The organism is Salinisphaera dokdonensis CL-ES53 (assembly GCF_040361215.1).
In the GTDB taxonomy this organism is placed as follows: domain Bacteria; phylum Pseudomonadota; class Gammaproteobacteria; order Nevskiales; family Salinisphaeraceae; genus Salinisphaera; species Salinisphaera dokdonensis.
This window is the reverse complement of record NZ_APND01000001.1, coordinates 958,233-980,137: the sequence shown is the minus strand read 5'-3', so window position 1 is coordinate 980,137 and position 21,905 is coordinate 958,233. Positions and strand designations below refer to the sequence as shown.

The 21,905-nt window shown below is 64.9% G+C and carries 19 protein-coding genes; 8 read left to right on the top strand and 11 right to left on the bottom strand.

What is annotated here, in order from left to right:
- Positions 1-38: 38 nt before the first annotated feature.
- Positions 39-926, bottom strand: a complete 888-nt coding sequence (locus tag SADO_RS04530; RefSeq protein ID WP_353109579.1) for a polyprenyl synthetase family protein — start codon at positions 924-926, stop codon at positions 39-41.
- Between the two features lie 255 nt (positions 927-1,181).
- Between SADO_RS04530 and SADO_RS04525 the strand changes: the two genes are divergently transcribed.
- Positions 1,182-1,937 (top strand): phosphorylase family protein, encoded by a 756-nt coding sequence (locus tag SADO_RS04525; protein WP_353109577.1) that lies wholly within the window; start codon positions 1,182-1,184, stop codon positions 1,935-1,937.
- 118 nt (positions 1,938-2,055) lie between these two features.
- Positions 2,056-2,682 carry an ABC transporter substrate-binding protein gene (locus SADO_RS04520; protein WP_353109575.1) on the top strand — a complete coding sequence of 209 codons (627 nt, stop codon included), beginning with the start codon at positions 2,056-2,058 and terminating at the stop codon, positions 2,680-2,682.
- 21 nt (positions 2,683-2,703) lie between these two features.
- Here the strand turns inward: SADO_RS04520 and idi are convergent, their stop codons facing one another.
- The 4 genes from idi to mvaD form a co-directional block, all read right to left on the bottom strand.
- The gene (gene idi / locus SADO_RS04515) at positions 2,704-3,285 is read right to left on the bottom strand and encodes an isopentenyl-diphosphate Delta-isomerase (RefSeq protein WP_353109573.1); all 582 of its coding nucleotides are present in this window, start codon (positions 3,283-3,285) and stop codon (positions 2,704-2,706) included.
- An 11-nt stretch (positions 3,286-3,296) separates the two neighbouring features.
- On the bottom strand, positions 3,297-5,573 hold the full coding sequence (locus tag SADO_RS04510; RefSeq protein WP_353109571.1) for a hydroxymethylglutaryl-CoA reductase, degradative: 2,277 nt from the start codon (positions 5,571-5,573) through the stop codon (positions 3,297-3,299).
- A gap of 69 nt (positions 5,574-5,642) precedes the next feature.
- Positions 5,643-6,689: a mevalonate kinase family protein gene (locus tag SADO_RS04505; RefSeq protein ID WP_353109569.1), complete on the bottom strand. Its 1,047-nt coding sequence runs from the start codon at positions 6,687-6,689 to the stop codon at positions 5,643-5,645.
- A 4-nt stretch (positions 6,690-6,693) separates the two neighbouring features.
- A complete protein-coding gene (gene mvaD / locus SADO_RS04500) occupies positions 6,694-7,680 on the bottom strand; it encodes a diphosphomevalonate decarboxylase (protein ID WP_353109567.1) in 987 nt (328 codons plus the stop codon).
- A 161-nt stretch (positions 7,681-7,841) separates the two neighbouring features.
- Here mvaD and SADO_RS04495 point away from each other — a divergent pair, with 161 nt between their 5' ends.
- Entirely contained in the window at positions 7,842-9,311 is a 1,470-nt protein-coding gene (locus SADO_RS04495; RefSeq protein WP_353109565.1) for a hydroxymethylglutaryl-CoA synthase, read from the top strand.
- 86 nt (positions 9,312-9,397) lie between these two features.
- Here SADO_RS04495 and SADO_RS04490 read toward each other — a convergent pair whose 3' ends face one another.
- Both SADO_RS04490 and SADO_RS04485 read right to left on the bottom strand, forming a co-directional pair.
- Positions 9,398-10,438 (bottom strand): NADP(H)-dependent aldo-keto reductase, encoded by a 1,041-nt coding sequence (locus tag SADO_RS04490; RefSeq protein WP_353109563.1) that lies wholly within the window; start codon positions 10,436-10,438, stop codon positions 9,398-9,400.
- Positions 10,439-10,475: 37 nt separating this feature from the next.
- A complete protein-coding gene (locus SADO_RS04485) occupies positions 10,476-11,360 on the bottom strand; it encodes a phosphoribulokinase (RefSeq protein ID WP_353109561.1) in 885 nt (294 codons plus the stop codon).
- A 232-nt stretch (positions 11,361-11,592) separates the two neighbouring features.
- Between SADO_RS04485 and dctP the strand changes: the two genes are divergently transcribed.
- Entirely contained in the window at positions 11,593-12,795 is a 1,203-nt protein-coding gene (gene dctP, locus SADO_RS04480) for a TRAP transporter substrate-binding protein DctP (RefSeq protein ID WP_353109560.1), read from the top strand.
- 637 nt (positions 12,796-13,432) lie between these two features.
- On the opposite strand, the gene SADO_RS04475 is transcribed toward dctP, so the two are convergent.
- From SADO_RS04475 to thiS, 4 genes are all read right to left on the bottom strand, one after another.
- Complete coding sequence (locus tag SADO_RS04475; RefSeq protein WP_353109558.1) at positions 13,433-14,716, bottom strand: TRAP transporter large permease; 1,284 nt, start codon at positions 14,714-14,716, stop codon at positions 13,433-13,435.
- A 45-nt stretch (positions 14,717-14,761) separates the two neighbouring features.
- Positions 14,762-15,394: a TRAP transporter small permease gene (locus tag SADO_RS04470; protein ID WP_353109557.1), complete on the bottom strand. Its 633-nt coding sequence runs from the start codon at positions 15,392-15,394 to the stop codon at positions 14,762-14,764.
- 347 nt (positions 15,395-15,741) lie between these two features.
- Positions 15,742-16,422 (bottom strand): tRNA (guanosine(46)-N7)-methyltransferase TrmB, encoded by a 681-nt coding sequence (trmB, locus tag SADO_RS04465; RefSeq protein WP_353109556.1) that lies wholly within the window; start codon positions 16,420-16,422, stop codon positions 15,742-15,744.
- Between the two features lie 83 nt (positions 16,423-16,505).
- Complete coding sequence (gene thiS, locus SADO_RS04460; protein WP_353109555.1) at positions 16,506-17,504, bottom strand: sulfur carrier protein ThiS; 999 nt, start codon at positions 17,502-17,504, stop codon at positions 16,506-16,508.
- A 217-nt stretch (positions 17,505-17,721) separates the two neighbouring features.
- Between thiS and SADO_RS04455 the strand changes: the two genes are divergently transcribed.
- Genes SADO_RS04455 through SADO_RS04440 form a run of 4 tightly spaced genes read left to right on the top strand, consistent with a single transcriptional unit; the run spans position 17,722 to position 21,844 of the window.
- Positions 17,722-19,947 carry an AsmA family protein gene (locus SADO_RS04455; protein ID WP_353109553.1) on the top strand — a complete coding sequence of 742 codons (2,226 nt, stop codon included), beginning with the start codon at positions 17,722-17,724 and terminating at the stop codon, positions 19,945-19,947.
- Positions 19,889-20,524 carry an SRPBCC family protein gene (locus tag SADO_RS04450; protein ID WP_353109552.1) on the top strand — a complete coding sequence of 212 codons (636 nt, stop codon included), beginning with the start codon at positions 19,889-19,891 and terminating at the stop codon, positions 20,522-20,524. The genes SADO_RS04455 and SADO_RS04450 overlap by 59 nt, the downstream gene beginning before the upstream one ends.
- Positions 20,496-21,575 (top strand): A/G-specific adenine glycosylase, encoded by a 1,080-nt coding sequence (gene mutY, locus SADO_RS04445; RefSeq protein WP_353109551.1) that lies wholly within the window; start codon positions 20,496-20,498, stop codon positions 21,573-21,575. The genes SADO_RS04450 and mutY overlap by 29 nt, the downstream gene beginning before the upstream one ends.
- Positions 21,572-21,844 carry an oxidative damage protection protein gene (locus SADO_RS04440; RefSeq protein ID WP_353109549.1) on the top strand — a complete coding sequence of 91 codons (273 nt, stop codon included), beginning with the start codon at positions 21,572-21,574 and terminating at the stop codon, positions 21,842-21,844. Before mutY ends, SADO_RS04440 begins: the two co-directional genes overlap by 4 nt.
- Positions 21,845-21,905: the final 61 nt, after the last annotated feature.

The following is a 21,905-nucleotide window of genomic DNA, read 5'->3' as shown; positions in this document are numbered from 1 at the left end:
CGCCGACGTGGTCAGGCCCGGCATGGCCTGATCAGCCCCTAGTGGTCGCGCTGGACGATTTCGGCCGCGATCACGCGTAGCGCCTCGGCGCGATCGCCGAAGACTGCCAGTGCCTCGAGCGCCTCGGCGTAGAGACGCTCGGCATAGTCGCGCGCCGCGTCCAGGCCGAGCAGGGCGGGGTAGGTGGCCTTGTCGTGGGCAATATCTGCGCCCTGGGTCTTGCCGAGCGTGGCGGTGTCCGACTCGATATCGAGCACGTCGTCGCGAACCTGGAACGCGAGCCCGATTTTGGTGGCAAAGCGATCGAGCGCCTGGCGTTCGCCGTCCGGCAGTTCGGGGAGGCCATCGGCTGCCAACACCACACAGGCGTGCAGCAGGGCGCCGGTCTTGAGGCTGTGCAGGCGTTCGAGCGTTTCGACGCCGATCGTCTGTCCTTCGCTGGCCATGTCCAGCGCCTGACCGCCCACCATGCCGCGCGAGCCACAAGCGCGAGCCAGCGTAGCGAGACGCGCAGCTCGGATTGGCGGGGTTGCGTCCTTATGCGAATCGGTGGCCAACGCTTCGAAAGCAAGGCTTTGCAGCGCATCGCCGGCGAGGATCGCGGTCGCCTCGTCGAAGGCGACATGCGCGGTCGCCCGGCCGCGGCGCAGGGTATCGTCGTCCATCGCCGGCAGATCGTCGTGGATCAGCGAGTAGGCATGGATGAACTCGACCGCACAGGCCGGCGCATCCAGCTGGTCGGACGTCAGCCCGAGTGCCGCGCCGGTGGCGTAGACCAAACGGGGCCGGATACGCTTGCCGCCGCCGAGCACCGCATAGCGCATCGCCTCGTGCAGGCGTTCAGGGGATTCCTCGGCCGGTGGCAGCAGGCGTTCGAGTCGATCCTGGATGCGTTGGCTATAATCGTGGTCAGGGCAGTGATCCATGGCGGCGCGTTCGACGCAGACGATGCAGATCGTGGGGCGAAGGCGCGCTAGCTAGCCACTAATGCGCAGGCCCGTCAAATACCCGGGCGACGCGTTTGTTGTCGGCCATGGATCGCAGCAGGATTCAAAACACGCGGACGCCGTTATTCAGCACGCGCCACTGCACAACGCCATGCCCGCGCCGGCCGTATCGAGCAGCGCTGCTGTGCGGCGGGCCATGATCGCTCGTGCCGGTGACCGGCATCGGCGGCGGCCATGACCACCGCCGTCGGGTTGAGCCTGCCCACGCGCGCCCGCGTAACGCGGCCCGGCATCGTCGCCACGTTACCGGCCGAGGCCCGCGCACTGGCTCGACTGCGCCTGCGCGGCCGCGCGCTGCTCGCGGGCGGCGGCCAGGTGGCCCTGTCCGGCCTGGGGGCGGCGCGCGCCGAGGCCACGGCCCGAATGCTCGTTGCCGAAGGCGTCAACGGTCTCATCAGCTGGGGTAGCGCGGCTGGACTGGTGCCCGCGCTCGCGCCCGGCGATCTGCTGTTGCCGCATGTCGTACGGGGTCGCGATGGCGTGCGTTACGAATGCAGCCCGGACTGGCTACTGGAGATCGCCCATGCGAGCGAGGGCCTGCGTGTACGCCATGGTTTGCTGGCCGAATCCCCCGGTGCATTGATCGATCTTGGCGCGAAACACGCGCTGCAACACGCCAGCGACGCGGTGGCCTCGGATATGGAAAGTGTGGCGATTGCCCGGGTCGCGGCGGATTTCGATTTGCCGTTCATCGCCATCCGCGCGGTCGCCGACGATGCCACCATGATCCTGCCGCCGGTTATCCATGCCGCGCTCGACGAAGACGGCGCGCTGCGACCGCTGCCGCTGCTGCGCGCGCTCGCCGGCCGGCCGCGTTCGATGCACGCCCAGCTGCGTGCGCTCAAGCAACTGGCCGTGGCATTTCGGGCCGCCCAGAACAGTCTGGCGCGGGTGGCCCCGTATCTGCGCGACGCCGGGCTGCCGGATTAAGCTTCGATGACCGGCGCCGCGGCGTCGAACTGTTCGATGCCTGCCGTGGTCACAGCTTTCGAGTCGCGTATATGCGGCGACGATTCATCCGGCTTGGGCCGGGTCGGGAGCGGCGCTCATGAGCAGTTATCGTCAGAAACTTCGTCAGACGGTCGTTTGCGTGGTCGCCACGCTTGTCGTATTCGGCTGTATCGGTATCTGGGCGGCGGCCGCGGCGCATCCGGCGCGAGCGGTGATCGATCGATTCGACAGTGCATTGCTGACGACCATGAAGCAGGGCGAAGCGCTTGGATTCTCCGGCCGTTACGACAAGCTCGCGGCGAATGTCGATGAGGTCTTCGATCTACGTCGGATGGCGCGAGAGGCTACGGGCGGTGCCTGGGTCGGACTGAGCGCGCGGCAACGCAGCGCGCATACCGCGCGTTTTCGTCATGACCTGATCAGGTCATTCGCGCGCCAGTTCGACGAGCACGACGGTGAGCGCTTCGAGGTCACCGCTGTAAGCAATAAGGCTGGCCGCCAGCGCGAGGTTTCGACTGCCTTGGTCGCGCGTGATGGCGAGCGATTGCCGATTCGCTACAGGCTCGCCAACAACAACGGGCAGTGGCGCATCGTCGATGTGGTCGCGCCCGGTAACAGCGACCTTTCGGGGCAGCGCCACGATTATGCGAGGCGTATCGAGCGCGACAGCGACGCGCCGTTGCGGGCACGAACCCCGCGGCATACGGCAGACCATCGGGTGTAGAGCGGCCGAAGTCGGCTACGTCTAGCCTGCGAGTACGCGTTCCACGGTCGACCAGTGCTCGTTGCGGATTCGCGGCCACTCGAGCTGCAGCCACGGCGTATAGCTGCTTGGATTGGTTTCCAGCTCACGATCGAGGGTCGCAGGCGCGATGGCTTCGCTGGCCGCGATCTCGTTCGGATTGGTCGCGATCGGCGTGGCGGACCGCGCCACATAGACAGAGCACAGCTCGTGCTCCGAGCCGATGTCGCCGAAACGGGCGTGGTACTCGAAGCGATAAAGGAAGGTCATTTCTGCCTCCACGCCGAGTTCCTCGCGCAGACGGCGCGCGGCCGCAGCATCGACGGTTTCGCCGCGGCGCGGGTGGCTGCAGCAGCTGTTGGCCCAGTAGCCACCCCAGAGCTGCTTGCCGGGGGCGCGCTGTTGCAGCCAGATATTGCCGGCGTCGTCGAACAGGAAGATCGAGAAGGCGCGATGCAGTACGCCGTCGCCTTCATGGGCTTCGGCCTTGGGCCGGTACCCCAATACGTTGTCGTCGCTGTCGACGAGGATCAGCGGTTCGTCGTCGAAGGAGACGACCGGGGCGTTGTCGGCGGACTCGGCCATGAGATTCCTGTTCAACGGATTTCGGTGATGAAGGTGTTGTAGCCGGCACTGCGCATGGCGGAGGCGATCGGCTGGGTGCGCTCGGGTTCGGCGATCGCGATCATGGCGCCGCCGCCACCGCCGCCGGTCAGCTTGGCGCCCAGGGCGCCGTTCTGGCGCGCGATTTCGACGAGCTCCTCGATCTCGCGTGACGAGACCTGCAGCGCATTGAGCAGGCCGTGGTCGATATTCATCAACTCGCCGAGCTCGGCGATATCGCCTTTCTTGAGCGCATCGGCGCCGGCCAGCGCGAGCGCGTCGATCTGCGAGAAGATGCTCTCGTAGCGTGCCGGGTTCTTTTCCCAGGCGGCGCGCACGCTGCCGACCGTCTGCATGGTGAGCGTTGCGACGCCGGACAGGCCGATGACCACCGGAATCGGCGCCGGCGTGCTCAGGTCACGGATCTCGGCACGCGCGAGCGCGTTTTCCTTGCGGAACAGGATCGGCCGGCCAAAAGTCGCGAGCGTGTTGTCGATGCCGGACGGCGTGCCGTGGGCGATCTTTTCGCAGTCAAAGGCGAGGTTCGAGATCTCGCGTTCGCTGATGTCCACTTCGAAACAACGCGCCATGGCACGGATCACGGCCACCGCGAGTGCGGCCGAGGCGCCCAGACCGTTGGCGCGCGGTATATGCGGAAACACGTCGATACGCATGCCGCGGTCGGCGAGGTCCAGCCGCTCGGCGATGAGCGTGATCGAGGCGTGTAGCGAACTGACTGAACGCTCCGGCTCGGACAGGCGCATCTCGACGCCCCAGCGCGGGATCATCAGATCGGTGTGTTCAGGCTGCGGTTTGACCTCGGCCCGGATATGCAGGGGTATCGGGGCGGCGATCGCGTGCCGACCGTAGACCACCGAGTGCTCGCCCAGCAGGATGATCTTGCCGTAGCCGATATCGCCCGCGGCGTCCGCGTGTTCGATCACTTCCTGACGGTCACTGCGGCCGGCCGCCTGCGAGCGCTGGTTGTCCTCGAGATCGGCGATGATCTCGCGCGCTTTCCAGACCTTGATATCGCCACCGGCGACCAGCCGGTCGACCACGTCGTCGAAGGAGGCCTCGCTGGCGCCGGCCGCCATCGCCACGCTGCGCGCATGCAGCGTCATGTGCCCGCGCTGGATGCCGTGGGTGGACAGCGCCTTGATCGCAGCGAAGTTCTGAGCCAGACCGACGGCACCCATCACTTCTGCCAGTTCGGGCGCGGATTTCACGCCGAGCACGCGATGGGCGATGCGCACCGCCTGATTGGATTCCACCTGACCGCCGACCGTGCCGACCTTGAGCGGGATTTCGAGCTCGCCGACCAGATCGCCGGCGTCGTTGGCACACCAGCGCGTCAACGAGCTGTAGCGCCCGGTGCGCGCGGCGTAGGCATGGGCGGCGGCTTCGATGGCGCGCCAGTCGTTCCCGGTGGCAATCGCAACGGCGTCGATGCCGTTCATGATGCCCTTGTTGTGCGTCGTCGCCCGGTAGGGATCGCGTTCGGCGAACTCGTTGGCGAGGATGATGCCGTCGCGCACTTCGGCGCCGGAATAGTCACCCGCGGCGAGCCGGTCGACCGGAATCACGGCCTTCGAACGCACCAGGGCGCGGTCGGTCAGGTTCGACAGGATGCGCAGGAAGACCCGGCCGCCGCTTATCTTCTCCACCAGCGGGGCAGCGCCTTCGCACATCGTATTGACCAGGTTCGCGCCCATCGCGTCGCGCGTGTCGACAAGCAGATGCACCACCAGCATGTCGCCGTGTGCGGCCGTAGCGCCGTGCGTGTGTACCTCGATCTCTCGCGCGCCGCCGCCGCGCGCGACCATGTTCGGATGCAGGCTGTTGGCGAGGTTGAGAATCTCCTCGCTGTGCTGGAGCAGCGCCTGGCGGGCATGGGCCGCATGCGGCACGTTCACGACCTGGATCTGGCCGATGAGCAGCGGCCGCTCGGCCGTACTGGTAAAACCGCCGGTGCTGCGCACGAGTTTGGCCGCCGAACTGACCGCCGCGATGATCGATGGCTCCTCGACCACCATGGGCACGAGATAATCGCGCTCGTTGACCTGGAAATTCAGGCCCAGGCCCATGGGCAGACCGAAAACGCTGATCACGTTCTCGATCAGACGGTCCGCCTGGTCGGCATCCAGCATGTGGGTGCCGTCGATGAGCATGTCGTACTCGGCCTGATCGATGACGTCGCGCTCGAGCAGCACCCGCAGCCGGTTGGCCACGGAAAACTTGTAGAACGACGGAATCCGGGACTGGCTCATGGCGTGTTTCGGCGTCTGCTGCGCGTCTCGGGGCCGGCTGCGGCCGTGATCGATGTGGGGTACAACATGCTATCGCACCTGTGTGGCGGCCATCGTGCCGGCGTTGTCGATACGAACGCCGGCCGCACCAAACGACAGATCCACGATCTGGGCATCGGTGGCGGCCAGTGCCTGGCGCACAGCCTGTTCGTTGGGGCCACGGGCGACAAAAACCAGCCCGACGTCGCCGCCACCGGCGCCGGATGTCTTGAATACCCCGCCTGCGTTAGCGACGAGATCGGCGAGCGCGTGGTGCTGCGTGCAGACAATGCCGGCCTGTGCATGGTCATCGAGCCTACACAGCGCAGCAAAATAAGCCGCCGCCAGATCGAGAAAGTCGGACGTTTCGGCCAGCGCGCGGGCCGCAGTTTCGGCCAGTTCGGCCAGACGCGCGATATCGCGGGCATGGGTATCGGGCTCGCGTGCCGCGTAGTCGCGCACCCGGCCGACGAGATCTGGGGTGCTGGCGCCGGTTCCGGTGATCACGGCAAGTGCGACGAGATCGCGCGGCCATTTCAGCGCGACCGGGTCGGTATCGCGGGTGTAGCTGATCAGGCCGCCATAGACCGCGGTCGCCACATCGCCGCCGCTGCCGGCGCCGTTCTGGGCGCGTCGATGCGCGCGGATTGCGCCCTCGGCGAGCGCGGGGCGTGTCAGCGACAACCCCGCAGCGTGGGTGAGTGCGGCGTACAGCGCAGCCGCTACGGCGGCGCTGGATCCCAACCCGAGCTTGTGGCCGTCGCGCGCGAAGTCGGCGCTGTCGATCATGACATGGGTCGCATCGAGTGGTGCGCCGCTGGCCGTCTCGGCTTCTTGGCGCACGGCATCGAAGACGGCGAGCTTGTGTTCGATATCGGCGGCGAAGACAGGGCGTTCGCTGGCAACAGCTCCCAAGTCGAGGGCATCGATGCCCAGATTCGGCGCGGTCAGCGACCAGCGGCCGTCGCGTGCGCTTTCGACCCGGACATGGACACGTCGGTCGACCGCGGTCAGCAGGGCCGGCGCGCCGTCGAGCACGGCATATTCGCCGATCAGAAACAGCTTGCCCGGTGCGCTGGCTTCTACCGCGGTCGTCATGGCGTCAGTCGAGAACGTAGGCGGCCGGCCCGAGCGCGCTGCGGCGTGTGTCGAGCACGCCGGGAACGCCTGCCAGTGCCTGCTCGACCGTGGCGGTGTGTTCGGGCGGGCAGATCGCCTTGACCTGCGGGCCGGCGTCGATCGTGAAGTAGACCGGAACGCCGTCGCTGCGCAGCGCGCGTACGGCCTGCATGGCCGCGACGGTGGCCGGGTTCCAGTAGATCAGGCCGGGGCGGGTCGACATCATCAGACCGTGCAGCTTGAGGCAGCTCATTTCGGCGAGCGCGCCGACGGTCTCGAAATCGCGCGCCGCGATCGATTCGCGCATCGCGTCGAGATCGCCGTCGGCGTGCGATACCCAGGCGTTGTAATAGTCGGAGCGATCTGCCAGTCCGCTCATGCCGGTCGACGAATTCACCGTCTTGGGCGCGCGGTCGGTAATGGCCACGACGATATCCAACGGCCATTCGGCCGCGTCCAGCATGGGCTCGGCAAACGCATCGCTGCCGTCGTCGCGTGTACCGCGATGCATCTCGACGAAGCCGCCGAACAGCGAACGCGCCGCCGAGCCCGAGCCTTGGCGTGCCAGGATCGACAGTTCGCGCGCATCCAGATCGAGTCCTGCCGCGCGGGTCGCGGCCAGTGCCAGCGCAGCGAAGCCGGAGGCCGACGAGGCCAGGCCCGCACCGGTCGGAAAATTGTTCCAGGACTCCACACGCGCGCGGTAGTCGATGCCAGCCCGGGCGCGCACGAGATCGAGGAATGCCGTGAACGGCGCCGGATCGGTCTTGCGTCCGCCGATATCGACGCTGTCCTGTGCTGCGCCGGGGAAGAAGCTCACCCGCGTATCGCTATAGAGCGCGTCGAGCGTGATCGAGATCGAGCCGACGGCCGGCAGTTTTAGCCGATCATCGCGCTTGCCCCAATATTTGATCAGCGCAATGTTGCTGTGGGCGCGTGCGGTACAGCTATGGGTCGAGCGTGCGCTCATGCGGCAGGCTTGGCGGCGGTTAAAACGAGGCGCAAGGATACGCCAAAGGGCGCCCAAGGCCCATTTGCGCGGCACGAGACAGAGTGCAGCATTTGCTAGCATACGACCGAATAAGATTTGCCTGCCGTGCGCGGCAGCACCGCGATTCAACGAGAAAGCCGATGCCTGGAATCAGTGGACTGGCACTCTATCTGCCGCCTTATCGTGTGCAGCTTGCCGACTGGTGCGAATGGAACGACCAGCCCTGGGACAAGATCCGCAACGTCGTCGGGCGCAGTTTCCGTATGCGCGGGCCGGAACAGAGCGTGTACACGCTGGGCGCAAACGCGGCGTGGCGGCTGATTCAGGCCTACGATATCGATCCCGGTGAGATCGGCTACCTGGCGCTCGGCACCGAATCCAGCAGCGACAATTCCGCGGGCGCGGTGATCGTGAAGGGCATGCTCGACGACGCGCTGGCCGCACACGACATGCCGGCGATGTCGCGCGAATGCGAGGTGCCGGAGTTCAAGCACGCCTGTCTTGGCGGCGTATATGCAATGAAGGCCGCGCTGCGCTATCTGGCCACCGACGGGGCAGGGCGCAAGGCGATTGTCGTCTGTTCGGACATCGCCGAATACGAGCGCGGCAGCAGCGGCGAACCCACCCAGGGAGCCGGCGCGGTTGCGATCCTGCTCGAATCCGAGCCGCAATTGCTGCATGTCGATCTGTCGCGTGCGGGCAGTGCTTCGGATTACCGCATGGTCGATTTTCGCAAGCCGTTCGCACGCTTTCGCGATCAGTCGCCGCGCACGGACGGGCAGATGCAGGATCTGCCGGTATTCAACGGCCGTTATTCCACCAGCTGCTATGTCGACGCCACGCGTCATGCCATGAACGCGATGCTCGCCCGCCAGCCGGATCGGCATCCCGACTATTTCCACGCGGTGGACGCGGTGTTCATGCACCGGCCTTATCACCGCATGCCGGCTGCCGGTTGGGCCATGGCCTGGCTGTTCGCACTTGCTGACGGCGACGATGCCGCGCGTGCCGAACTGCGCGACTATTGCACGGCTGCGGATATCGATCCTCAGGCCCTGTTCGACGAGATCGCGGGCACGGCGCCCGATATGCGCGAACGCGTGCGTGAAGGGGCCAGCGGTGACGATGCGTTCCCGCTGGCCAGCCTGCTGCTGCGCAATCTGCGCCGGACCGAAATCTGGGAACGCGTGGTCGCCGGCAAGCTGTCGCTGGGCAGCGAGATGATGCGTGATCTGGGCAATCTCTACACCGCCGCGCTACCGGCCTGGTTGGCTGCCGGTTTCGTGCAAGCCGATCGGGAAGGCATGCAGCTCGAGGATCAGCGTTGGCTGGCTCTGGGTTATGGCAGCGGCGACGCGGCAGAGGCACTGCCCATGCGGGTGGCGAGCGGCTGGCAGGCCGCCGCTGCGCGAATCAATTTTCAGGATGCGCTCGGCACACCCATGGACCTCGACCAAGACCAGTACGCCGCGCTCCACGACGGCCGCCCGGCCGCGCTGGAGCCGGTGCCGGCGCACGACGAGTTCATCGTCGACCATATCGGCGCGACCGATCGCCCGGACTTTCGCGACACGGGGATCGAGTACTACCGCTACGTCGCCGCCTCGTAGCGCGGCTGCGCCACGGGCCGGCTTTAGCCTAGGCTCGTGGCGCAATCATGAGTAGATGAGACGCTTGGAGAACGTCCGGAAAACCTCTAGGGGCAGGGCGTGGGGTTGTCCGCGTGGATGGCCTCGATGGATTCGATTAACTCGTCGGACAGCTCCACGTCGGCGCTGGCGATGTTGGTTTCCAGCTGTGCCATCGTGGTCGCGCCGATGATGTTCGAGGTGAGAAAGCTGCGGCTGTTCACGTAAGCCAGCGCCATCTGTGCGGGGTCGACACCGTGCTTTTGCGCCAGGGCGACATAGGCGGCCGTGGCCTGCTGTCCGCGGGCATTCGTATAGCGCGAGAAACGCTCCCAGCGCGTCAGACGGGCGCCTTCCGGCGCGGCGCCGTTCAGATACTTTCCGGTGAGCATGCCAAAGGCCAGCGGTGAATAGGCCAGCAAACGCACGTCCTCACGCTCGGCACATTCGGCCAGGCCTACTTCGAAACTGCGGTTGAGCAGCGAGTAGGGGTTCTGGATCGATACCACGCGCGGCAGATTCTCGATCTCGGCAGCACGCACGTAGCGCATCAGCCCCCACGGCGTTTCGTTGGAAATGCCCACGCAGCGGATCTTGCCCTCGTCGACGAGCCGGCCGAGTTCGCCGAGGGTTTCCTCGATCGGTACCGCATCGTCCTCTTCGTTGTGGACATAGCCGCGCTTGCCGAAGGTATTGGTCGAGCGGTCCGGCCAGTGCACCTGATACAGATCTAGATATTCGGTATGCAGGCGTTCGAGGCTGGCTTCGACGGCACCGCGGATCTGGCGCGGGGTCAGGCGGGTTTCGAAACCGTCGCGCAGGTAATCCATCTTCGAGCGGCCGGTGACCTTGCTGGCCAGGACCACGTCGTCGCGCCGGCCCGAAGCGGCCAGCCAAGAGCCGATGTATTCCTCGGTACGGCCGTGGGTGTCGGCCTTGGGCGGCACCGGGTACATCTCGGCCGCATCGATGAAGTTCACGCCCTGATCGAGCGCGTAGTCGATCTGTCGGTGGGCCTCTTCCTCGGTGTTCTGCTCGCCGAAGGTCATGGTGCCGAGACAGATTCGGCTGACGTCGATATCGCTGCGGCCGAGTTTTCGGTATTGCATTTGGGTCTTTCCTGGGCTTTTGTTCGAAGGCGGCTGTCTAGCGCGAGAGTGCGGCTTCGCGCTGTTCCAGCAGCCGCCGGATGATGGGGCCGATGATGATCTCGATGGCCATGCGCATCTTCGTGCCGGGCACCACCACGGTGTTGGGCCGCGACATGAAGGCCCCATGGATCATGGTCAGCAGATAGGGGAAATCAACCGCCCAGCGGTTCGGATCACGAAAACGGATCACGACCATGGACTCGTCGGCATTGGGCACATCGCGGGCCACGAAGGGGTTGGACGTGTCCACCAGCGGCACGCGCTGGAAGTTCACGTCAGTACGTGAGAACTGCGGCGTGATATAGCGCACATAGTCCGGCATGCGTCGCAGGATCACCTTGGCGACGTCTTCGGGCGCATAGCCGCGCACGTCGATATCGCGACGGATCTTCTGGATCCATTCGAGATTGATGGTGGGTACGACGCCGACCATAAGATCGACATGCTGGGCCACGTCGATCTGGTCGGTGACCGCGCCGCCGTGCAGGCCCTCGTAGAGCAGCAGCTCTGTATCGGGTTCGATCGGTTCCCAGTCGGTGAAGGTGCCCGGTTCGCGATCGAATTCTGCGGCCTCGATCTCGTCGTGCAGATAGCGGCGCGTCTCGCCGGTGCCGCTGACGCTGTATTCGGCGAACAGCGCCTCCAGGCGATCGAGCACGTTGGCCGACGGTCCGAAATGGCTGAAGTTCTCGCCGCGAATGGTCGCGCGCCGCACGGCCTTGGCCATCTCCGGGCGGCTGTAGGCATGGAAGGCATCGCCGTCGACGAACGCTGCCTTCACGTGCAGCCGGTGGAAAATGTGCTCGAAGGCGGTACGCGCGGTCGAGGTGCCGGCCCCGGACGAACCGGTCACCGCCACGATGGGATGAATCACGGACATGATGACAACAACTCTGAAGACAGCGGGGCTGACGCGCAAATTCTTACCACAGGCGCCATGTCTCGAAGACGGCCCTGTGATCGGCAGGCGACAGGAATTGACCGAAGATACCACCGACGGCTGCGGCCGCGGTGTGCCGCGATGCGCCATTTGGTCGAACGTCGGCTTGACAGCCACTCGTGGATGGCCTGTAGTGAATCCTTGAAACAGTCCAACTTATCAAGGGGGAACCATGCGCCTGATCAAGGCTTTTTCCACTTACTGTGCCGTCGGCGTGACCGCATTGGCGCTCACGGCTTGCGGACAATCCTCGTCCGACAACGAGCAATCGGCCGATAGCGCCGATGCGTCCGAGAGCGCGCAGACCTGGCAGTTCGGCCTCGAGGAAATCGAAGGCAGTGTCCAGCACCAGTACGCTGTCGAATTCAAGGAGATGATCGAGGAGAAGAGCGGCGGCGACGTGACCGTCGAGCTGCTGCCGTACGGCAAGTGGGGTTCGAGCTACTCGGCGCTCTACGACGCGATTCAGGGCGGTTCCATCCAGATCGGTTTCGGTTCCGGCGCGCTGGGCGGCACGGTGCCGGAGTCGCAGTTGCTGTCGCTCAACTTCGTGACCCCCGAGGACGAGCGCCAGGCCGCCGAAGTGCTGAACTCGGATGCCTTCCTCAAGAGCGATGCATGGCAGACCTCCTTCAAGGAGCGTGGTCTTGTGCCGTTGGCCGAGCTCACCGAGGGCTATCAGGTCTGGACCGCCAACAAGGAAATCCACACGCCGGAAGACATCAAGAACCTCGGCATTCGCGTGATGGACAACAGCCTGCTGCGTTCGACCTATCGCGCATACGGCGCCTCGCCGATCACCATCGCCTACGGCGAGCTCTACAGCGCGCTTCAGCAGGGCCAGGCGGATGGCAACATCCAGCCGGTGTTCGCGCACGAGGAAATGGGCTTCTACGAAGTTCAGGACTACATGATCTTCGCCAAGCAGTCGCAGTTCGTGGCGACGCTGATGGGCAACCTCGATTGGTGGGAAGGCCTGTCGGACGAGCAGCGCACGATGGTCAACGACGTGACCAAGACGCTGGTCGATCGCGGCTATGAGATCCAGAAGAAGTTCAACGACGAGCGTCTGGAAACCATCAAGGAAGGCGATATCCAGATCATCGAGCTGTCCGATGACGAGCGCAAGGCGTTCCGCGAGATGTCGATGCCGGTACGCGACGTGTTCGTCGATGAAGTGGGCGAGCGTGGCAAGGCCGCGCTCGATACGCTGCTTGCTGAGACCGAGAAGGTGAGCGGCGGTAGCAGTGATGACAGCAGCGCCAGCAGCGAAAGCGATGCGGGTGGCGACGACGCCAGCGCAGACGACGAAAGCGGCAGTGATAGCGCCATGGAAGACGAGGAAAGCATGGAAAGCGCTGAAAGCGCCAACTGATGCGTTTCGACGCGACATGATTGTCGCCGCGCGGGCCACGAGGCCTGCGTGAGTCACGCTTGAGACCCGGCGGGGTGCGGTGGTGAAACCACTGGCCCGGCCGGGTTTTTTTATGCGTGTCATATAAGCGCGCGACCCGGACGACGGCGGCTCGCGCAGATGTGCGGACGGGCCCGCGACGGATGGGTTGAATACGGCCCTTGCGACGAGTGTTATGGCGTACTCGAGTGGCGGCTTTGGATGACACGACGAGCCAGTCCAGCCGCGATGAAGCGATCGCGGGTGGCGTCATGTGCCCTGTGCCGTTTCAGTTCAGTAGAACCGCCGCCGTGCCGGTGCAGAGGGCAGCAACGTAGGCGAGGGCTGAGCGAGCCTCGCTCCGGCGATGCCAGGCGATTCTGGCGTCATGCACCAAGCCGCATTGGGCTGGCAGAACGGTGCCATGCCGGTGTTGGTGCCCTGTGGTGCAGGCGATGGCTGGGTGAGCCGCGCCCCCGTGTCGGCAACAGCGTGGAGCGGCCTTTAGGCCGTCGTATCGCTTGTGATTGGCGGATATGCGGCAGGCATGCAGGCAAAACGCCGTGCATAAAAAAGCGCCGACCGCGAACACGGTCGGCGCCAGATACCAGCGTATCTTCTATTGGCCGCCGAGAGACGGCAGGAACAGCGAGATCTGCGGGAACAGGATCAGGATGAACGTGGCCAGCAGCAGGATGGCGATGAACGGCGGTGTGCCGCGAATCACATCCAGATAGGGGCGGCGGAAGACCGCGATCGCGGTGAAGATGTCGCAGCCGAAGGGCGGCGTAGCCGAGCCGATGGCGGCCTGGAGCGTGACGATTACGCCGACATGGACCGGATCGAGGCCGGCTGACTGCACGAGTGGCTTGAAGATCGGCACCAGAATCAGGATCACCACGATCGGGTCGACGAACATGCAGCCGACGAAGAACGCGGCCGCAATCAGAAGCAGTGCCAGGATCTGGTTGTCGCCAATGGCGTCGATGGCCGGCCCGAGGATCTGCTCTGGCACACCGGCGGTGCCCAGCGTCTGCGAAAACGCGGCGCCGATGGCTACCAGGATGAACACCACCGCCGTGATCATGCCGGTCGACAGCGCCAGTGAGCCGAGGTCGCGGATCGAGACCTGTCGGTAGATGACCACTTCCAGAAGCAGGGCGTAGGCGACCGCTATGGCAGATGCCTCGACGGCGCTGAAATAGCCGCCGTAGATACCGCCGACCACCAGGATCGGGAAACCGAGCGGCAGGATAGTCTTGCGAAATGCGGTGAAACGCTCGCTCCAGCTGGCCTTGGGCTCCGGCTGGATATCCTTGATCCGCGCGCCGACATAGCAGTAGAACGAGAACATCCCGAGGATCAGCAGGCCCGGCAGGATCCCGGCGAGGAACAGATCGCCGATCGAGGTCTTCATAACCACGCCGTAGACGATGAAGCCGATGCTCGGCGGAATCAGCAGGGCAATGTCGCTGGCGTTGATGATCAGCGCCAGCGCGAAGCTGTCGGGATAGCCCTTGGCGAGCAGGCGCGGGCGCATCGGTCCGCCCATGGCGACCACGGTGGCCTGGGTGGAGCCGGACACGGCGCCAAACAGCGCGCAGGAAGCCGCCGTGGTGATCGGCAGGCCGCCGCGCAGATGCCGGGTGAAGGCATCCACGAGATCGAGCAGGCGGTTCGCTGTATGGCCCTTGGTGAGGATGTCGGCAGCGAAGATGAACATCGGCACGGCGGCCAGCACCCAGCTGCCCACGCCGCTGATCATCCAGCTGACCGCCTGGTCTGGGCCGAAGAACGTCATGTCCATGAACATCATGTACAGCGTGCCCACGGCCAGCGGCACCATCATCGGAAACCCGAGCATCAACAGCACGAGCATGAGCAGGCCTAGTCCAATCAGCATCCTGCGTCCCCCAAAGTCTTCTTGATCCGGTATGCGTACGTCACTTCAGAGGCCATGCGGTTCGTCGGGCGCATGGGTCTGGCCGCTGTCATCGAGCGGCACGTCGCTGTAGGTCTCTTTCTCGGTAAAGGAGCGGTAGATATCGTCGCTCACGAGATTGCGGATGGTGGTGAGCAGATACTGCACACCGGCCAGTGTGAAGCCGATGGGTAACGCCAGATTGATCATCCACAACGGCACGTGCAGCGACGAACTGGTGCGCCCGCGTTCCTGCAGCACCATCACGTATTCCGCTGATTTCCAGGCGAAAAAGAACATCAGTGCGCCGGTGCCCAGGCAGATGATGATCAGCAATGCCTTGCGCGGCCAGCCGCTGAACTGGTCGTAGATCGCGGACATGCTGATATGGCGTGCACAGCGCGCGGCGTAGCCGACACCGACGAAGGTCATGATCACGATCAGCATCTCGGTAACCTCGTAGGTCCCGGGAATGCCGCGATCAAACAGCAGATTACCGACGACGTGGCCGCTCATCAGCAACGCCATGATCAACACGCTGCCGGCCACCACGACGCGCTCCAGCCAGCCGAGGCCCAGATCGATCGCGTTCAGCACCGAAAGAATCACGTTGCTCTCCCGTGGTGCGTCGTGTGGGTCGGCGTTATCCGGATCTGCCATGTGTCTCGCCTCGTGCGATGGAACGATTCGGGTCCAGCAGAGCCATCGCCCTGCCGGGCCGAACCGTATCTATTCGACGGCCGCGTGCGACGAAATGCCAGCACTGCTGCGCCGGTTGCCACGACTCGGCCAATCCCCATTTCGACGGTACAGGCAACGCCGGGGCCTCGCCACTCGCCATTCGGCCAATGGGCGAAATCCTGCGTATGCGTCAGGCACCGCTGGCCTGCGGTATGCAAACGGGATGCCAGTCGGTGCGGCGGCGGGGTTCGCTAGGCAGGCGGACCCGTGGGCGAATTACGAGAAGAGGCTTTCGGACGCGGTGAAGACGCCGTCGGAAGCGCTTTTCAGCGGCGGCGATACGCCATGTCGAAGACCTCGTGGCCCTTGCGGCGCCCACGGGCTTCGAAGCGGGTGCCGGCCCGCGGCGGCTCACTGACGAAACCGCCAACGTCGCCCACGTTTTCGAACGCTTCGTGCGCGTCGAGCACCTCGCGCATATGCTCGGCGTAGTTCGCCCAGTCGGTGGCCAACCGCCACAGCCCGTCGGGCTTGAGGACCCGCGCGATCTCGTCGGCGAAGGGCGGATGCACGATGCGCCGCTTGTGGTGGCGTTTCTTGGGCCACGGGTCGGGGAAGTACAGCAGGACGTTATCGAGACTGTCGTCTGCAAAACCCGCCTTGAGCACCTCGACCGCGTCGAGATTGAACACCCGCGCATTGGTGGCGCCGGCGTCTTCCAGTGCCCCGAGCAGCCGGCCGACACCAGTGAGATAGACCTCGATGCCGATGAAGTCCTCTTCCGGGTGCCGCGCGGCGAGATCCGCGAGCACTTCGCCGGCGCCGAAGCCGATCTCCAGCGTGCGCGGCGCCGTGCGGCCGAATTCGGCGTCCCAGTCGATGGGTGCCGTCGGCATTTCCAGGCCGTAGCGCGGCCAGAGCTCGTCGAGATTGCGCTGCTGGCCGGCAGTAAGACGGCCTTCGCGGCGAACGAAGCTACGGATACGGCGATCGTGCGTCGTGTTCACGCGGTGTAATCCTGGAATCGGCGCGCGGTTGCACGGTTGGTTCGGAACGCCGAGCCGCCGCAGCCGCGCTGAAGACGTGTGGGCTAGAAGGGCAGGTCGGTCATGGGCGACGAGGCCGAGGCATAGCGCCGGCGCGGCATGCGTCCGGCCAGGAACGCCATGCGTCCGGCAATCACGGCGTGGCGCATTGCCTGGGCCATCAGGATGGGCTTGCTCGCCCCGGCAATCGCGGTGTTCATGAGTACGCCGTCGCAGCCCATTTCCATCGCGATCGACGCGTCCGAAGCCGTGCCCACGCCGGCGTCGACAAGCACGGGCACATTGGCGTTCTCGACGATCTCGATCACGTTGTAGCGATTCTGGATGCCCAGTCCGGAGCCGATCGGCCCGGCCAGCGGCATGATCGCCACACAGCCGATGTCTTCCAGACGACGCGCGGCGATCGGATCGTCGCTGGTGTAGACCATCACCTCGAAGCCGTCATCCACGAGCTGCTGTGCGGCGACGAGCGTTTCGCTCATGTCGGGATACAGCGTCTTTTCGTCGCCCAGCACCTCGAGCTTGACCAGGTTATGGCCGTCGAGCAGTTCGCGTGCCATGCGGCAGGTGCGCACCGCATCCTTGGCCGTGTAGCAGCCGGCGGTGTTGGGCAGGAGCGTGTATTTCTCCTGCGGCAGGATATCAAGCAGATTGCGCTTCTTTGCGGCTTCCGGGTCGGACAGCGCCGGCGTGCGCCGGATCGCCAGAGTGACGATCTCAGCGCCGGAGGCCTGGATCGCGGCATCGGCCTGATCGAGATCGGCATACTTGCCGGTGCCGACCAGTAAGCGCGACTCGAACTTGCGCCCGGCGATGGTGAGGCTGTCGGATTCCGACACCGCCTGGCCGCCGCCGATCGCGTGCACGATCTCGAGCGTGTCGCCAGCTGCGATCAGGGTCTGTTCGTAGCGCTCACGCGGCACGATCTGGCCGTTGTGCTCTACTGCAATGCGTTGGTCGCCATAGCCCAGATCGTTGATCAGGCGTGCGAGCGTGGTCTGCTCCGCGCATTCCGTGGGAGCGCCGTTGACTTCGATCTGCATGATTGTCCGAGCACGTCGTCGAGAGTGGTTCGCGGCCGCCATGGCCGCCGAGACGGGTTAGAATAACGCGCCTCGGGCCGGCATGCGACTTGCGCCTGTCACCGTTCAGGCGCCAAGGTTCTCGGGAACACGGCGGCCGGAGACAGGGTCCATCATGACCTGTACGCGGCGTGTCCGTACGTCGTTTCGCTAATCCACAAATCTTGGCGTTGCCTGCATGAAACGTACCTTCCGGATCCTGCTTGCCGTGGTGGGCGTGCTCGTTGCGCTGGTCATCCTGGCGATGATCGCGCTGCCGCTGTTCTTCGACCCGAACGATTACAAGGCGCAGATCAATGCCGCCATCGAGCGCCAGATCGGGCGCGAGGTCGATATCAGCGGTGATATAGGGCTGTCGGTATTCCCCTGGCTGGGGCTGGAGCTCGGCCGGGTCGAAGTCGCCAACGCCGAAGGCTTCGGCGATGAGCCGATGGCAGAAATGAATTCCGCCGAGATCAGCGTCAAGCTCCTGCCGCTGATTTCGCGCGATATCGAAGTAGGCACCGTCAGCCTCAACGGGCTGCGTCTGCGCCTGGCGCGTAACGGCGATGGGCGCAGTAACTGGGCGGATATCAGCGAACACCTGGCCGAGGGCCAGGCAGAAGCCGCAGAAGAAGAGCAGACCGATGCGCCGGACGATTCCGACGGCGAAGGCGGCTTCACGCTTGAATCACTCCAGGTCGGCGCGATCGATGTCAAAGACGCCGCCGTATCGTGGCAGGACGCGACCACCGGCGCGGATTACCGCGCGACCGGTGTGAAGCTCTCGACTGGTCGCCTGGTGGATGGCGAGCCGGTACGCCTCGAGTTCTCCGGGAATATGGATGCGCCCAAGGAAGAGTTCGCCGGTGACTTCAACCTGATCACGCGTATCGAGCCGAATATCGAGGACCAGTTCTATCGCTTTTCGGACATGAGCCTGAACGTGCTCGCCACGGGCAAGGCCGTACCGAACGGCAAGCAGCAGGCCACCCTGGGCGGCAACGGCGAGTTCGACATGGCCGAAGGCCGGCTCAAGCTTTCGGGTGTCTCCCTGCAGGCCGCCGGGCTGAACGTGACCGGCAGCATGGACGGCACTGGTCTCAACGGCGAACCGTCCTATTCCGGTCGTGTGACCGTGAAGCGGTTCGACCCGCGTGCGGTCATGCGCGAATTGGCCATCGAGCCGCCGGCAACCCAGGATTCCGGTGCGCTGTCGTCGGTCGGGTTCGATGCCCAGTTCAACGCCGATAACAACCGTGTTCAGTTCAAGCAGATCCTGGCGACGCTGGACGACAGCTCGCTCAAGGGTTCTGCAGGGGTGGCGAACTTCGAGAATCCGGCGGTCACTTTCGACCTCGATCTCGACGAACTCAACGTCGACGATTATCTCCCGCCGGGCAGCGCCGAGCAGGCGCAAACCGAAAAACCGCCCGAAACCGGCGGGGGTACCCAACAGGAAGAGGCCGAAATCGACCTGTCCGGGCTCAAGGATCTGCGGCTGGACGGCAAGCTATCGGCGGGTTCGCTGACTGCAGCGAACATCAACGTCACCAACGCGGAGCTCACCGTGAAGGCGCGTGACGGCGTGCTGACAATCGAGCCGCTCACAGCCGATCTATACGACGGCAACGTGCGTGTGACCGCGCGTGTCGATGCCTCGAAAGACACGCCGCGCTATGCGCTCAAGGGCAATCTCAACGGCCTGCAGTTCCAGCCGTTGCTCAAGGACGTGGCGGACACCGAACGAGTCGCCGCGCTGGCCAACATGAATATCGATATCACCACGGCTGGCAAGCAGGTGGCATCGATGAAACGCGCGCTCAACGGCAAGTTAGGTTTCGACCTGCGTGACGGTGCCTTCAATGGCTTCAACCTGGCGCAGGTGATCGCCTCGGCGCGCAGCCGTCTGTCCGGCGACGGGTCGGCCGATGGCGGTGATGGCCTCGGCGAGTCCGAGAACACGCCCTTCAATCGCTTTGCGGCGTCGTTCAATGTCGTCGATGGTGTGATGGCCGGGCGCGATCTCAATCTCGTGACCAAGCTGCTGGAAGCCAGTGGTTCTGGCAGCTACGATTTGGCGAAAAACGCGCTCGACTACAACGTCAGTGCGAAGGTGCCGGAGAACGCGTCGGGCAAGTTGTCCGATCTGGCTGGCCTCACGGTGCCCATCAGCCTGACCGGCAATTTGCTGTCGCCGAACTACAGTCTCGATGTGAAAAGCGCGCTTCGCGGCGCGGCCGAGAAGCGTCTGCAAGACGAGAAGGCCAAGCTGCAGGACAAGGTCCGTGAGAAGCTCAAGGAGCGCACTGAGAGTGTCGACAGCGAGGTGCGCGATAAGGTGAAGCAGGGCCTCAGAGGTCTGTTTGGCGGCCAGAAGAAGTCGGCAGACGAGAGCGCCGATTCGTCGCCTGATTCGCAATAGCCTGCGTCCAGCGCGCCGGCCCGGCGCGCTGGCGGGCCTGCTGCTGTTTGCGGCCGCGAACGCGCAGGCCGTGGTGATCGAGCGGATGCAGGTTAGTCGCGACGACACGCGCTATACCGTCGCCGCGGCCATGACTATCGATGTGCCGCAGCCCACGGCTTTCCGCGCCGCGACCGACTATGAGCGCCTGCCCGAATTCAATCCGAGTATCGTCAGCAGCAAGCGCTTGTCCGGTCAGCGCCTGCGCTCGAATATCCGGCTGTGCGTGGCTTTCTTCTGCAAACAGATCAAGCAGGTCATGCGCTACGGCGAACAGGCGCCGGAGAGCATTGCCATGAAGGTGGTGCCCGGCGCGGGGGATTTGAAGGACGGCCATGCCGATTGGCGCTTCAGTTCGGACGAGCACGGTGGCACGCGTCTGTTGTTCGATGCCGAAATCGAGCCGGCCTTCTGGGTGCCGCCACTGATCGGCCCTTATCTGATTGCTCGCGAGCTGCGCCGCCAGGCGCAAGTCACCGCCGAATCCATCGAACGTCTCGCTGACGACTATGAAAAAGACGACAGCACAGCCGACTGAACGCGCGCCCGATGAAATCGCAGGGGCGTTGCTGAACTGGTTCGATGTCCACGGCCGGCACGATCTGCCTTGGCAGCACCCGCGTACGGCCTATCGGGTCTGGGTCGCGGAGATCATGCTCCAGCAGACTCAGGTCACGACCGTTATCGGCTATTTCAATGCCTTCATGGCTCGATTTCCGGATATCGAGACGCTCGCCGACGCGCCAAGCGACGACGTCATGGCCCACTGGGCCGGGCTCGGCTACTACGCCCGGGCCCGTAATCTGCACGCCGCTGCGAGGGCTGTGGTGGCCGAGCAGGGCGGGGTGATGCCGCGCGATGTCGACGGCCTCATGGCACTGCCCGGGATCGGCCGCTCCACGGCAGGCGCGATCGTGGCCCAGGCGTATGGCGATTGGGCGCCGATTCTGGATGGCAACGCCAAGCGCGTCGTCGCTCGCCTGGCCGCGGTCGAGGCTACACCGGGTACGGCCGCCTACGAAAAACCGCTATGGCAGCTCGCCGAGCGCTATACGCCCCGCGAACGTGTGACCGACTACACCCAGGCGATCATGGATCTCGGTGCGACGCTGTGCACGCGGCGCCGCCCGGCCTGCGAGCGCTGCCCGTTGGCCGATTGCTGCGTTGCCCGTGCCGAAGGGATTCAGGATCGAATCCCGACCCCGCGCAAGCGTGCCAAGAGGCAGCAGCGCGAAACCCGTGTGCTCGTGGCGGTCGATACGCAGGGGCGGGTACTGCTGGAAAAACGTCCGCCGACCGGCATCTGGGGCGGGCTCTGGAGCCTGCCGGAAGTGCCCGTCGACGCCGATGTTCGTGACCATTGCGATAGACAACTCGGCCTGGCGGTCACGCAGGCGCGCGATCTGGCGCCTATCCAGCACGGTTTCACCCATTTCGAGTTGTGTATTCATGCCACCCAGGTGCAGGTCTCGCATACGACACGTATCATGGACGCGTCGCAGCAATGGTTCGCCGACGATGCGCGCCCCGGCGTGCCGGCGCCCATTGCGCGGATTCTCGACACTCCACAGAAAGCGCTAGCGCTATGAGCCACACCGTCCACTGCGTCAAACTCGACAAGGAAGCCGAGGGCCTGCCCCGGCCGCCGCTGCCCGGCGAACTGGGCCAGCGCATCTACGACAGCGTTTCGATGCAGGCCTGGCAGCAGTGGCTGGTCGAGCAGACGCGTCTGATCAACGAATACGGCCTGCATCTGGCCGACCCGAAGGCGCGCGAGTTCCTCACCGAGCAGACCGAGGAATATTTCTTCGGCAGCGGCGAGACGGCCGAGACACACTACGTCCCGCCGGAACAATAGCTTTCGAACCGACCCGGGCGGTTGACGCCAGCCGCTCGGGTCGGTTTAATACGCGCTCTCC

Bases quoted from the DNA above. Each gene is read 5' to 3' on its own strand.
- SADO_RS04530 (WP_353109579.1), bottom strand. From the start codon at position 926: ATGGATCACTGCCCTGACCACGATTATAGCCAACGCATCCAGGATCGA.
- SADO_RS04525 (WP_353109577.1), top strand. From the start codon at position 1,182: ATGACCACCGCCGTCGGGTTGAGCCTGCCCACGCGCGCCCGCGTAACG.
- SADO_RS04520 (WP_353109575.1), top strand. From the start codon at position 2,056: ATGAGCAGTTATCGTCAGAAACTTCGTCAGACGGTCGTTTGCGTGGTC.
- idi (WP_353109573.1), bottom strand. From the start codon at position 3,285: ATGGCCGAGTCCGCCGACAACGCCCCGGTCGTCTCCTTCGACGACGAA.
- SADO_RS04510 (WP_353109571.1), bottom strand. From the start codon at position 5,573: ATGAGCCAGTCCCGGATTCCGTCGTTCTACAAGTTTTCCGTGGCCAAC.
- SADO_RS04505 (WP_353109569.1), bottom strand. From the start codon at position 6,689: ATGACGACCGCGGTAGAAGCCAGCGCACCGGGCAAGCTGTTTCTGATC.
- mvaD (WP_353109567.1), bottom strand. From the start codon at position 7,680: ATGAGCGCACGCTCGACCCATAGCTGTACCGCACGCGCCCACAGCAAC.
- SADO_RS04495 (WP_353109565.1), top strand. From the start codon at position 7,842: ATGCCTGGAATCAGTGGACTGGCACTCTATCTGCCGCCTTATCGTGTG.
- SADO_RS04490 (WP_353109563.1), bottom strand. From the start codon at position 10,438: ATGCAATACCGAAAACTCGGCCGCAGCGATATCGACGTCAGCCGAATC.
- SADO_RS04485 (WP_353109561.1), bottom strand. From the start codon at position 11,360: ATGTCCGTGATTCATCCCATCGTGGCGGTGACCGGTTCGTCCGGGGCC.
- dctP (WP_353109560.1), top strand. From the start codon at position 11,593: ATGCGCCTGATCAAGGCTTTTTCCACTTACTGTGCCGTCGGCGTGACC.
- SADO_RS04475 (WP_353109558.1), bottom strand. From the start codon at position 14,716: ATGCTGATTGGACTAGGCCTGCTCATGCTCGTGCTGTTGATGCTCGGG.
- SADO_RS04470 (WP_353109557.1), bottom strand. From the start codon at position 15,394: ATGGCAGATCCGGATAACGCCGACCCACACGACGCACCACGGGAGAGC.
- thiS (WP_353109555.1), bottom strand. From the start codon at position 17,504: ATGCAGATCGAAGTCAACGGCGCTCCCACGGAATGCGCGGAGCAGACC.
- SADO_RS04455 (WP_353109553.1), top strand. From the start codon at position 17,722: ATGAAACGTACCTTCCGGATCCTGCTTGCCGTGGTGGGCGTGCTCGTT.
- mutY (WP_353109551.1), top strand. From the start codon at position 20,496: ATGAAAAAGACGACAGCACAGCCGACTGAACGCGCGCCCGATGAAATC.
- SADO_RS04440 (WP_353109549.1), top strand. From the start codon at position 21,572: ATGAGCCACACCGTCCACTGCGTCAAACTCGACAAGGAAGCCGAGGGC.